General features: G+C 61.9%; 10 protein-coding genes and 1 pseudogene. 4 read left to right on the top strand and 7 right to left on the bottom strand.

The genetic code is table 11. The features are described 5' to 3' along the window. Positions 1–127 precede the first annotated feature (127 nt). Positions 128–910, top strand: a pseudogene (locus tag TU80_RS30605) (MFS transporter); the annotation flags it as partial. Between the two features lie 64 nt (positions 911–974). On the opposite strand, the gene TU80_RS30610 reads toward TU80_RS30605, so the two are convergent. Further along, positions 975–1,928, bottom strand: a complete 954-nt coding sequence (locus TU80_RS30610) for an adenosine deaminase (protein ID WP_017849634.1) — start codon at positions 1,926–1,928, stop codon at positions 975–977. A gap of 192 nt (positions 1,929–2,120) precedes the next feature. On the opposite strand from TU80_RS30610, the gene TU80_RS30615 reads away from it, so the two are divergent. Further along, entirely contained in the window at positions 2,121–3,209 is a 1,089-nt protein-coding gene (locus TU80_RS30615) for a calcium:cation antiporter (RefSeq protein WP_057006113.1), read from the top strand. Between the two features lie 89 nt (positions 3,210–3,298). Here the strand turns inward: TU80_RS30615 and TU80_RS30620 are convergent, their stop codons facing one another. The 6 genes from TU80_RS30620 to TU80_RS30645 form a co-directional block, all read right to left on the bottom strand. Continuing rightward, positions 3,299–4,657: an 8-oxoguanine deaminase gene (locus TU80_RS30620; protein ID WP_017849632.1), complete on the bottom strand. Its 1,359-nt coding sequence runs from the start codon at positions 4,655–4,657 to the stop codon at positions 3,299–3,301. Between the two features lie 172 nt (positions 4,658–4,829). Continuing rightward, positions 4,830–5,516 carry an SDR family oxidoreductase gene (locus TU80_RS30625; RefSeq protein ID WP_017849631.1) on the bottom strand — a complete coding sequence of 229 codons (687 nt, stop codon included), beginning with the start codon at positions 5,514–5,516 and terminating at the stop codon, positions 4,830–4,832. A 56-nt stretch (positions 5,517–5,572) separates the two neighbouring features. Further along, positions 5,573–6,154, bottom strand: coding sequence for an IMPACT family protein (locus TU80_RS30630; RefSeq protein ID WP_017849630.1), 582 nt, complete (start codon positions 6,152–6,154; stop codon positions 5,573–5,575). 12 nt (positions 6,155–6,166) lie between these two features. Continuing rightward, complete coding sequence (locus TU80_RS30635) at positions 6,167–6,826, bottom strand: TetR/AcrR family transcriptional regulator (RefSeq protein ID WP_017849629.1); 660 nt, start codon at positions 6,824–6,826, stop codon at positions 6,167–6,169. Positions 6,827–6,913: 87 nt separating this feature from the next. Then, the gene (locus tag TU80_RS30640; protein WP_046384831.1) at positions 6,914–8,305 is read right to left on the bottom strand and encodes a uracil-xanthine permease family protein; all 1,392 of its coding nucleotides are present in this window, start codon (positions 8,303–8,305) and stop codon (positions 6,914–6,916) included. Positions 8,306–8,393: 88 nt separating this feature from the next. After that, positions 8,394–9,314 (bottom strand): LysR family transcriptional regulator, encoded by a 921-nt coding sequence (locus TU80_RS30645; protein WP_017849627.1) that lies wholly within the window; start codon positions 9,312–9,314, stop codon positions 8,394–8,396. A 125-nt stretch (positions 9,315–9,439) separates the two neighbouring features. Between TU80_RS30645 and aptA the strand changes: the two genes are divergently transcribed. Continuing rightward, complete coding sequence (aptA, locus tag TU80_RS30650) at positions 9,440–10,789, top strand: omega-aminotransferase AptA (protein ID WP_017849626.1); 1,350 nt, start codon at positions 9,440–9,442, stop codon at positions 10,787–10,789. 39 nt (positions 10,790–10,828) lie between these two features. After that, on the top strand, positions 10,829–12,322 hold the full coding sequence (locus tag TU80_RS30655) for a CoA-acylating methylmalonate-semialdehyde dehydrogenase (protein WP_017849625.1): 1,494 nt from the start codon (positions 10,829–10,831) through the stop codon (positions 12,320–12,322). The last annotated feature ends 213 nt before the right edge of the window (positions 12,323–12,535 follow it).

Consider the following 12,535-nt stretch of genomic DNA (forward strand, 5'->3'; position numbering starts at 1 on the left):
GATCGTCAGGCGCGACTCTCATCGTGGCGCTGGGGCATACCCCAAACAGACGCCGGATAGATTTAAGCAAGCCAACCACACCACCCGTTGATCAGTATTGCAAAAATGGGGGTGACCATAGATTTTTATCCCGGAGTCGCCGCGCTGGCTGGAGCAGGCCGGGCGGCATGCGGCGGCGGATAAGGTGTTGCTGGGGATCGAGGCGAAAGTGCGCGATTCCCTGGGCCGCGCCGAGTTGCCGCAGCCGATTCGCCTGCCGCGGGTGGAGAGTGTGCCGGGCAACTTTTTCTCGGCGTTCCAGCAATTATGGTCGGCGCAGTATCGTCAGCGCACGATGATGATCTGGAGTGTGTGGTTCTTCGCCTTGCTCGGCTTTTATGGGCTCACTTCCTGGTTGAGTGCCTTGCTGCAGCAGTCGGGGTTTGCGGTGACCCAGTCGGTGTATTACACGGTGATCATTTCCCTGGGCGGGATTCCCGGCTTCCTGATGGCGGCCTGGCTGGTGGAGCGTTGGGGGCGCAAGCCGGTGTGCGTGGTGACCTTGCTCGGCGGCGGGGTGATGGCGTTTCTGTATGGGCAAAGCGCGGTGTTTGGCGGCAATGTCGGCCTGCTGATCGCCTCGGGGTTGTTGATGCAGTTCTTTCTGTTTGGCATGTGGGCGGTGCTGTACACCTACACGCCGGAGTTGTACCCCACCTCGGCGCGGGCTACGGGGGCCGGGTTCGCTTCGGCGATCGGGCGGGTCGGGTCGTTGCTCGGGCCGTTGGTGACCGGGCTGGTGTTCCCGATTACCGGGCAGGGCGGGGTGTTTGCCCTGGGCGCATTGTGCTTTGCGGTGGCGGCGCTGGTGGTGTGGGTGTTTGGGATGGAGACGAAGGGCAAGACCCTGGAAGAGTTGAGCGAGATTTAACCGGCAATCCACAACGAATGTGGGAGCGCGCTGGCTCCCACATTGTCAGTCGCGGTTTACGCCGTCAGGGCTTCACCAGCCGCGCATCCAGGCTGTTTTGCGCCAGGCGTTTGGCCTGGTCCTGGGTCATGCCCAGGGCGGTGTACAGCGCATGGAAGTTCTCGGTGACGTAGCCGCCGAAGTACGCCGGGTCGTCCGAGTTCACCGTCACCTTCACCCCACGCTCGAGCATGTCGAGGATGTTGTGCTGGGCCATGTCGTCGAACACGCGCAGCTTGGTGTTGGACAGCGGGCACACGGTCAGCGGGATCTGTTCGTCGATGATCCGTTGCATCAGGCGCTCGTCTTCGATGGCGCGCACGCCATGGTCGATACGCTGGACTTTCAGCAGGTCGAGGGCTTCCCAGATGTACTCGGGCGGGCCTTCTTCGCCGGCGTGGGCCACGGTGAAGAAGCCTTCGTTGCGGGCACGGTCGAACACGCGTTGGAACTTGCTCGGCGGGTGGCCCATTTCCGAACTGTCCAGGCCCACGGCCACGAACGCATCGCGAAACGGCAGCGCCTGGTCGAGGGTTTTCTCGGCTTCGGCTTCGCTCAAGTGGCGCAGGAAGCTGAGGATCAAGCCGCTGGTGATGCCCAGTTGCTGCTCGCCATCTTTGAGCGCGGCGGCGATGCCGTTGAGCACCACTTCGAACGGCACGCCACGGTCGGTGTGGGTTTGCGGGTCGAAGAAGGGTTCGGTGTGGATCACGTTCTGCGCTTTGCAGCGCAGCAGGTAGGCCCAGGTCAGGTCGTAGAAATCCTGGGAGGTGCGCAGTACATCGGCGCCCTGGTAATACAGGTCGAGAAACTCTTGCAGGTTGTTGAAGGCGTAGGCCTTGCGCAGGGTGTCGACGTCGTTCCATGGCAGCGCAATCTTGTTGCGCTCGGCCAGGGCGAACAGCAGCTCAGGCTCCAGCGAGCCTTCCAGGTGCAGGTGCAGTTCAGCCTTGGGCAGGGCGTTGAGCCAATCGTACATGTCTAAAATCTCATCGGGTGCAATGGCGGCATTCTACAGGCCATGACTGAAATAATCGGCAAAACCTGACCAAGAGGAGAGTATTGGTTCTATTCGCGCAGGGGCGCTGCGAACTAAGATGTAACGAAACGTTAGCGATGTACTGCAGTCTGTACCCCGTCAATGACTGATTTGCCGCACAAAAGGCCCGCAATGCTCACCTCTCTCAAGCAAGAAAAATTCATGCTGCTGGCGCTGATCGCCGCCGTCGCCGCGTACCCGCTGGAGCACTGGATGCTCCACAACGGGCAAATGGTCGCGCTGCTGGCCGGCCTGGCGCTGATCGGCTTTATCGTGGTGGCGTCGATGCGCGTCGCTCACCATGCCGAGCAGTTGGCGGAAAAGGTCGGCGACCCCTACGGCACCATGATCCTGACCCTGGCCGCCGTGCTGGTGGAAGTGGTGATCCTGGCGATCATGATGAGCAACGAACCGTCGCCGACCCTGGTGCGCGACACCATCTACTCGGCGGTGATGCTCGATATCAACGGCATCCTCGGCCTGGCCGCGCTGATGGGGGGCATCAAGCACGGCGAACAGTCCTACAATGACGATTCGGCGCGCACCTACAGCGTGATGATCCTCACCGCCATGGGCGTGTCGATGGTGGTGCCGGAATTCATCCCCGAAGCGGACTGGAAGATTTACTCGGCCTTCACCATCGGCGCGATGGTGGTGCTCTACACCCTGTTCCTGCGCATGCAGGTGGGCCCGCACAGTTATTTCTTCAGTTACAGCTACCCGGATAAACGCCGCAAGACGTTGCCGGAAGAACAGGCGCCGCCGGTGAACCTGGCATTTTCCATCGGTACGCTGGTGTTCGGGGTGATTGTGATTGGCGCGCTGGCCGAGGTGATGTCCAAGACCCTCGACCTGGGCCTGGAAGGCACGGGCGCACCGCCGGTGGTGACGGCGATTGTGGTCGCGGCCATCTCGGCGGCGCCGGAGATTCTGACCGCCTTGCGCGCCGCCCTGGCCAACCGCATGCAGTCGGTGGTGAACATTGCACTGGGCGCATCGTTGTCGACGGTGATCCTGACGGTGCCGGTGATGGAAGCGATGGCGCTCTACTCCGGTCAGCCGTTCCAGATGGCGATGACGCCGGTGCAAAGCGTGATGGTGTTGATCACGCTGATCGTCAGTGCGATCAACCTCAACGATGGCGAAACCAACGCCATCGAAGGGATGACCCACTTTGTGTTGTTTGCGACCTTTATCATGTTGTCGCTGTTAGGGGTGTAGGCGTGAGCTTGCTCGCGAACAATCTGAGAGCGCCGTGTGAATCAGAACACCTGCGTTAGCGTTGACGTTTTTCGCGAGCGAGCTCGCTCCTACAAGGGATTGATCAGGTTACGGGCGGCCTGGCTGTGATCGGCAATCAAGCCTTTGAGGTCGAGGCCCTCGACCTGGCCGTCGATCACCCGCCATTGCCCGCCGATCATCACCCGGTCGGCCCGGTCGGCGCCGCACAACAGCAACGCCGAAATCGGATCGTGACTGCCGGAGAAGCGCAGTTCGTCCAGCTTGAACAGCGCCAGATCGGCCTGCTTTCCTACGGCTAACTCACCGATATCCGAACGACCGAGCAACTGCGCCGAGCCTTTGGTCGCCCAGCCCAGCACGCCTTGCGGGGTGATTTTTTCCGCGCCATAACGCAGGCGCTGGATGTACAGCGCCTGGCGGGCTTCGAGGATCATGTTCGACGCATCGTTGGAGGCCGAACCGTCCACGCCCAGGCCGATCGGGGCACCGGCGGCGAGCAGGTCCAGGGTCGGGCAGATGCCGGAGGCCAGGCGCATGTTCGAGCTTGGGCAATGGCAGATCCCGGTGCCGGCGGCGCCCAGGCGGGCGATTTCATCCGGGTTGAAGTGAATGCCGTGGGCCAGCCAGGTGCGCGGGCCGAGCCAGCCGACGCTGTCGAGGTAGTCCACGGTGCGTAGGCCGAAGCGTTGCAGGCAGAAGTCTTCCTCGTCGAGGGTTTCCGCCAGATGCGTGTGCAGGCGCACGTCGAGGCTCGCGGCCAGTTCGGCGCTGGCTTGCATGATTTGCGGGGTGACGGAAAACGGCGAGCAGGGCGCCAGGGCGATCTGGATCTGCGCGCCGTCGCCGCGTTCGTGGTACTGGCGGATCAGGCGCTGGCTATCGTCCAGAATCACCGCGCCCTGTTGCACGGTTTGCTGCGGCGGCAAGCCACCGTCGGCTTCGCCCAGGCTCATGGAGCCGCGAGTGAGCATGGCGCGCATGCCCAGTTCGCGCACCACGTCGACTTGCACGTCGATGGCATGTTCCAGGCCGTCCGGGAAGAGGTAGTGGTGGTCTGCCGCCGTGGTGCAGCCCGAGAGCAGCAATTCCGCCAACGCGACTTTGCTGGCCAGGGCGAGTTTTTCCGGGGTCAGCCGCGCCCACACCGGGTACAGGGTCTTCAGCCACGGGAACAACGGCTGATTGACCACCGGCGCCCAGGCGCGAGTCAGGGTCTGGTAGAAGTGATGATGGGTATTGATCAGCCCCGGCAGGACCACATGTTCGCGGGCGTCGAACACCTGCGTACAGGGCTGTGCAGGCGCTTGCCCGATGCCCAGCAGTTCGCTGATCACACCGTCTTGCAGCACCAGGCCGCCACGGGCATCGAGGCCATTGGCAGTGAAAATCGCGAGGGGGTTTTTTAACCAGATACGGGTCGCAGGCATGGGCCGGCTCCTCTGAATGATGGGTTCAGGTTTGCCAGCTCAGTGTTGCCCTGTCTGCTGATCCAGGGTCGCCGGTGAGGGCGAGGTGGCTAGATTACGTGTAGTTCTAGATCCGGTCTACCGGTAGGAACGCGCTGCTCTCGAGAAGCGTGTTCCCACCTTTGATGGCGGCTTACCAGGGAATGGTATGGCCCCGGTAGTCCACGAAGTGGTGGCCGCCTTTGCCGGTGTAGGCATTCACCTGATCGAGCAGGCCGCGCACGCTGGTCTCGACGTCGATGTGTGCGTTTTCGCCGCCCATGTCGGTCTTCACCCAGCCCGGGTGCAGGGAAAGCACGGTCATTTTTTGCTCGCCGAGTTGGGTGATGAAGCTGTTGGTCATCGAGTTGAGGGCGGCCTTGCTCGCCTTGTAGAGCGCCAGCTCGGAACCGTCAGGGATGGTCACGCTGCCCAGGACTGAACTCATGAACGCTAGCACGCCGGAATCTTTGCGGATCTGCCCGACAAAGCGCTGGGCCAGGTTGATCGGCGCCACGGCGTTGGTGAAGAACAACTGGCCGACTTCCGCCAGGGTGGCGTGGCCAGGTTCCTGGTTCGCCGGGCCCTTGACGCCAGCGTTGACGAACAGCAGGTCGAATGTGCGTTCCTTGAGGCGCTGGCTCAGGGCGATCACAGCTTGCTGATCGTCCATGTCGAGTTTCTCGATCTGTACCGGGCCCACGGCTTTCAGGGCGTCGGCCTTGTTCGGGTCACGCACGGTGGCGGTCACGTCCCAGCCATCCTTGAGCAATTGCTTGACCAGGCCAAGGCCCAGCCCGCGTGAGGCGCCGATGATCAGTGCGGTTTTTGGCGTAGACATGAAGAGCTTCCTTTGACGTCGCGGTTCAGGGCGTTCAGCGAACAACATTAGCTGTTTCAACGTTGCAGCAGGATACGCCCCCGGCTCAGGTCGGCAAGCTGGTTTTGCAGGGTGTCGATGTGTGCTTCGCCCAGGGCCAGTTGCAGCTCCACGCCGTTGGCGGTGAAGTGTTCCTCCAGTACCAGCCCGCCGAGTTCGGCGACCCGCAACTTGACCAGGTTCAGTTCGGAAAACCCGCAGTCGCAGCTCAACGGCACGCGGCTGATCAGCTCGATGCGCTCGGCGGTTTGCAGGCATTTGTTCGCGCCGCCGCCATACGCCCGCGCCAGCCCGCCGGTGCCCAGTTGGATGCCGCCGTACCAGCGAATCACCAGCACCACCACCTGATCGAAGCCCTGGGCCTCGATGGCGGCGAGGATCGGTCGCCCGGCGGTGCCGCCAGGTTCGCCGTCGTCGTTGCTGCGGTACTGGTCGGCGAGTTTCCAGGCCCAGCAATTGTGCGTGGCGTTCAGGTCGCTGTGCTGCTCGATGAACGCCTGGGCTTCTTGCGCGCTGGTGATCGGTGCGGCCAGGGTAATGAAGCGGCTTTTGCGAATTTCTTCGCGGAATTCGCAAAGGCCGGTGAGGGTGAAAGGCATAGGCGGTGTCGTCTAGAGGGCGGGCTTGATGCCACAGCCTTTGAGAATGATGTGGATCAGGTTGGTGCCGGCGTCTTCCATATCTTGTTTGGTCAACTTGGTGCGCCCGGTGACGCGGCAGATCTGGCTGGCGAAGTCGGCATAGTGCTGGGTGCTGCCCCACAGCAGGAAGATCAGGTGGACGGGGTCGATGGGGTCCATCTTGCCAGCATCGATCCAGGCCTGGAACACGGCCGCCCGGCCACTGAACCAGGCGCGGTAGTCCTGGCCGAAGTATTCGGTAAGGCATTCGCCGCCGCTGATGATCTCCATGGCGAAGATCCGCGAGGCCTGGGGCTGTCGTCGGGAAAACTCCATCTTGGTGCGGATGTAGCGGGTGAGGGCCACGGCCGGGTCGTCCTCGGCGGTCAGCGCGTTGAAGGTGCTGTCCCACAGTTCGAGGATATTGCTGAGCACCGCGACGTACAGGCCCATTTTGTTGGTGAAGTAGTAGTGCAAGTTGGCCTTCGGCAACCCGGCGCTGGCAGCGATGGTGTTCATGCTGGTGCCCTTGTAGCCGTGACGCGCGAACTCGTCTTCGGCCGCTTGAAGAATCGCTTGCTCGTTCTTTTGCCGAATGCGGCTGGCGGGCTTCCCGGCGTGGGTGCTGTGGGCAGGAACTTCGAGGCTCATGGAGGTTTCCGTGCTGATCGATAGAGACGATGTATGCACAGATAACCCACCCTCAAGCCTCAGACAAGTCCTGATGCAATAAAACCCTCAAAGCGGTTCCAGCGTATCGCCATGTGGCGCGCCGTTTGCTGCGGGGCTCGCTTTGGCTTCCGGCAGTAACAGGCACAATGCGATGGCGGTCAGCCCGCCGCTGGTGATGGCCGAGTCGAACAGGTTTTGCACCAGCGTCGGCATCAAGTGCAGCAGGTTCGGTTGGGCGGCAATGCCCAGGCCGACGCCGAACGAGGTGGCGATGATCAGCATGCTGCGTCGGTCCAGCGGCGCCTGGGCGAGAATACGCACGCCGGCCGCCGCCACGCTGCCGAACATCACCAGGGTCGCGCCGCCCAATACCGGTTTGGGGATTTGCTGCAGCACCGCGCCGATCGATGGAAACAAGCCGAGGCAAAACAGCACCACGCCGATGTACAGGCCGACATAGCGGCTGGCCACACCGGTGAGTTGGATCACGCCATTGTTCTGGGCGAACGTGGTGTTGGGGAACGCGCTGAAGGTGGCGGCGATCATGCAGCTCACCCCGTCGCCGAGTACGCCGCCCTTGAGCCGGTTTATATAAGACGGGCCGCTGATGGGCTGGCGGGCGATCATGCAGTTGGCGGTGAGGTCACCCACGGTTTCGATGCTGCTGATCAGATAAATCAGCGCGATGGGTAGGAAGGCGCTCCAGTCGAAGTTGAAACCATAACGAAACGGCATCGGCAGGCTGATCAACGGCAGGTCGGGCAGGGCCTGGGGCACCAGTTTGCCGCTGAACCAGGCCGCGAGGCTGCCGAGGGCCAGGCCGATGATGATCGCCGAGAGGCGTACCCAGGGTGTGTTCGAGCGGTTGAGCAGGATGATCGTCAACACCACGAACAGGCCCAGTGCCAGGTTGATGGGCGCGCCGAAATCGGCGGCATTGAACCCGCCGCCGAGGTCGGTGATACCCACTTTGATCAGGCTGATGCCGATCAGGGTAATCACGATGCCGGTGACCAGCGGCGTGATCACCCGGCGCAGTTGCCCGATAAAACGGCTCAGCACGATTTGTACGGCGGCGCCGAAAAAGCACACGCCGAAGATCATCGCCAGGATGTCTTCCGGGCTGCCGCCGCGTTGCTTGACCAGGAAGCCCGCCGACAGCACGGCGCCGAGAAACGCAAAGCTGGTGCCCTGCAAGCAGATCATGCCGGCGCCGATGCCAAACGGCCTACGCGCCTGGATGAAAGTGCCGACACCGGACACCATCAGCGCCATGCTGATCAGGTACGGCAGGTGAGCCGCCAGGCCCAGGGTCGAGCCGATGATCAGCGGCGGCGTGATGATGCCGACGAAGGCGGCCAATACATGTTGCAGGGCGGCCAGTAGGGCGGGCAGGGGTTTTGGGCGGTCGTTGAGGCCGTAGATCAGGTCGCTGGGGCTGGACGTTTCTGGTGGCATGGCGGGCAAACTCGAGTCGGACGGTTCTAGGTCCTTGTGCCCTTGCAAAAAGCTGTCCACTTGCTCAGCTTTTTGTGCGAGGCCCGAATTAGCGGGTTGCCGCCAGGCTGTCGAGGAAACTTTCCAGCACCAAATGAGGGCGCCGCCCCTTGCGCGTGACCGATGCCAGGCTTAAATCGTAAAAACGTGTAGCCGGTTTCAGCGCGCGTAGTCGGCCTTGTTGCACCCACAGGCTGGCGTAGTGATCGGGCAGGTAGCCGATGTAGCGGCCGGTGAGGATCAGGAACGCCATGCCTTCGCGGTCCGAAGCGCTGGCGGTGCAGTTGAGGGCCTGGTAGTGGGCCTGGATCTCGGCGGGCAGGCGGAAGGTGGGGGCGATCGCATCCTGGTCGTCGATGCGTCCATCCTCCAACTGCTTGTCGTCGGCATAGAACAGCGGGTGGCCGACGGCGCAGTAGAGCAGCGAGCGTTCGCTGTACAGCGCCTGGTATTCCAGGCCGGACAGCGCGCTGGCCTGGGGCACCACGCCGACATGCAGGCGGCCGTCGAGCACGCCTTGTTCCACTTCATTGGGGGCAATCATGCGGATCTGGATCTGCACGTCCGGGCCGCGTTCCTTCAATTGCGCCAGGGCATGGGTGATACGCATGTGGGGCAGGGTGACGAGGTTGTCGGTGAGGCCGATGATCAGTTCGCCGCGCAAATGCTGATGCAGGCCGTTGACCTCGGTGCGAAAGCTTTCCAGGGCGCTCAAGAGTTGCAGTGCCGACTGATAGACCTCGCGGCCTTCCTCGGTCAGCGAGAATCCGGCACGCCCGCGCTGGCACAGGCGCAATCCCAGGCGTTGCTCCAGATCGCTCATTTGCTGGCTGATGGCCGAGCGGCCGATGCCGAGCACGGTCTCCGCCGCCGAGAAGCCGCCACACTCCACCACACTGCGAAAGATGCGCAGCAGGCGAATATCGAAGTCGCTGACTTGGGCCAGGGGGTCGGGTCGACGGATGCTCATAGTTTAGTCGGAGCCTGACTGAAGGTTAGAAGAGTTGGATTTCACAGACTTTATCCCCGTGGCAATTTAGCTGCAAGAACGCTTTTCAATCCCGGCGCTGCTTTTTGCCTTGCGAGGTTTTGCTGATGAACATGTCCGAAAACGCCCCTTCGTCCCTGGCCAGCCAACTGAAGTTGGACGCTCACTGGATGCCTTACACCGCCAACCGTAACTTCCAGCGTGACCCGCGCCTGATCGTGGCCGCCGAAGGCAGCTGGTTGACCGATGACAAGGGCCGCAAGGTCTACGATTCGTTGTCGGGGCTGTGGACCTGTGGCGCCGGGCACACCCGCAAGGAAATCCAGGAAGCGGTCGCCAAGCAACTGGGCACGCTGGACTACTCGCCGGGCTTCCAATACGGTCATCCGCTGTCGTTTCAACTGGCGGAAAAAATCACCGACCTGACCCCGGGTAACCTCAACCATGTGTTCTTCACCGACTCCGGTTCCGAGTGCGCCGATACGGCGGTGAAGATGGTGCGTGCGTACTGGCGCCTAAAAGGCCAGTCTACCAAGACCAAGATGATCGGCCGCGCCCGTGGCTATCACGGGGTGAACATCGCCGGCACCAGCCTGGGCGGCGTCAACGGCAACCGTAAGATGTTTGGTCAGGCGATGATGGATGTTGACCATCTGCCTCACACCTTGCTGGCGAGCAATGCGTTCTCGCGCGGCATGCCGGAGCAGGGCGGTATTGCCCTGGCCGATGAACTGCTCAAGTTGATCGAGTTGCACGACGCGTCGAACATCGCTGCCGTTTTTGTCGAGCCGATGGCCGGCTCCGCTGGCGTGTTGGTGCCGCCACAGGGTTACCTCAAGCGTCTGCGTGAAATCTGCGACCAGCACAACATCCTGTTGGTGTTCGACGAAGTGATCACCGGTTTCGGCCGTACCGGCTCGATGTTCGGCGCCGACAGCTTCGGCGTGACCCCGGACCTGATGTGCATCGCCAAGCAAGTCACCAACGGTGCGATCCCGATGGGCGCGGTGATTGCCAGCAGCGAGATCTATCAGACCTTCATGAACCAGGCGACGCCGGAATACGCGGTGGAATTCCCCCACGGCTACACCTACTCGGCACACCCGGTAGCCTGCGCGGCTGGCCTGGCGGCATTGGACCTGCTGCAGAAGGAAAACCTGGTGCAGAGCGTCGCCGAAGTCGCTCCGCACTTTGAGAATGCGCTGCATGGTTTGAAGGGCAGCAAGAACGTGATCGACATCCGCAACTACGGTCTGGCCGGCGCGATCCAGATTGCCCCGCGTGACGGTGATGCCATCGTGCGTCCGTTCGAGGCTGGCATGGCCTTGTGGAAAGCCGGTTTCTACGTGCGTTTTGGCGGCGACACCCTGCAGTTCGGGCCAACCTTCAACAGCAAGCCGCAGGACCTGGATCGCCTGTTCGATGCCGTCGGCGAAGTGCTGAACAAGATCGACTGATTTCTCCTTCTATATAGAACAACTTTTCAGGAGCCCTGCATGAGCCTTATCCAGCATTTGATCGACGGCCAATTGGTCAGCGAATCCGGTCGCACTGCCGATGTGTACAACCCGTCCACCGGCCAGGTGATTCACCAGGTGCCGCTGGCCAGTCGCGAAACCATCCAGCGCGCGATCGACTCGGCCAAGGCCGCATTCCCGGCCTGGCGTAATACGCCGGCGGCCAGGCGTGCCCAGGTGATGTACCGTTTCAAGCAGTTGCTGGAGCAGAACGAAGCGCGCATCTCGCAGTTGATCAGCGAGGAGCACGGCAAGACCCTGGAAGACGCGGCGGGGGAATTGAAGCGTGGCATCGAGAACGTGGAGTATGCGTGCTCGGCGCCGGAAATTCTCAAGGGCGAGTACAGCCGCAATGTGGGGCCGAACATCGATGCCTGGTCGGATTTCCAGCCGTTGGGCGTAGTGGCCGGGATTACCCCGTTCAACTTCCCGGCGATGGTGCCGTTGTGGATGTACCCGCTGGCGATCGTCTGCGGCAACTGCTTTATCCTCAAACCGTCGGAGCGTGATCCGAGTTCGACGCTGCTGATCGCGCAATTGCTGCAGGAGGCCGGCCTGCCTAAGGGCGTGCTGAGCGTGGTGCATGGCGACAAGGGCGCGGTGGATGCGCTGATCGAAGCGCCGGAGGTCAAGGCCTTGAGCTTTGTGGGTTCGACGCCGATTGCCGAGTACATCTACGCCGAAGCGACCAAGCGCGGCAAACGCGTGCAAGCGCTGGGCGGCGCGAAGAACCATGCGGTGCTGATGCCGGATGCCGATCTGGATAATGCGGTCAGTGCCTTGATGGGCGCGGCCTATGGTTCCTGCGGCGAGCGTTGCATGGCGATCTCGGTGGCGGTGTGTGTGGGTGACCAGGTGGCGGATGCATTGATCGCCAAGTTGGTGCCGCAGGTCAAGGCGCTGAAGATTGGCGCGGGCACCTCGTGCGGCCTGGATATGGGGCCGCTGGTCACCGGCCAGGCGCGGGATAAGGTCAGCGGCTATATAGAAGACGGTGTGGCCGCGGGCGCTGAGCTGGTGGTCGATGGTCGTGGCTTGAGCGTTGCCGGGCATGAGCAGGGGTTCTTCCTCGGTGGCAGTTTGTTTGACCGCGTGACGCCGCAGATGCGTATCTATAAAGAAGAGATCTTCGGGCCAGTGTTGTGCGTGGTGCGGGTCAATAGCCTGGAAGCGGCGATGCAACTGATCAACGATCACGAGTATGGCAACGGCACGTGCATCTTCACCCGTGACGGTGAAGCAGCGCGTCTGTTCTGTGACGAGATTGAAGTGGGCATGGTCGGCGTGAACGTTCCACTGCCGGTGCCGGTGGCCTACCACAGCTTTGGCGGCTGGAAGCGCTCGCTGTTTGGCGACTTGCATGCTTACGGGCCGGATGGGGTGCGTTTCTATACCCGGCGCAAGGCTATTACCCAGCGCTGGCCGCAACGGGCCAGTCATGAAGCGTCACAGTTTGCCTTCCCAAGCTTGTAAGACGCGTTGAAAGCCGGCCCCTTGGGGCCGGCTTTCGCGTTTTTGCGGCCTTTTTGACCGATATGACAGAATTGTGAAAAAAAGGTGTTGACGGCAAATCCTGGACGTCTATAATTCGCCCCACTTCCGGCGCAGTTGAAGCGGAAAACTCCTTGGTAAACAAAGAGTTACACGAGATTCGACAGCGACCTGCTTCAGTTCATCGAAGCCTGG

The organism is Pseudomonas veronii, assembly GCF_001439695.1.
GTDB classification, from domain to species: domain Bacteria; phylum Pseudomonadota; class Gammaproteobacteria; order Pseudomonadales; family Pseudomonadaceae; genus Aquipseudomonas; species Aquipseudomonas veronii.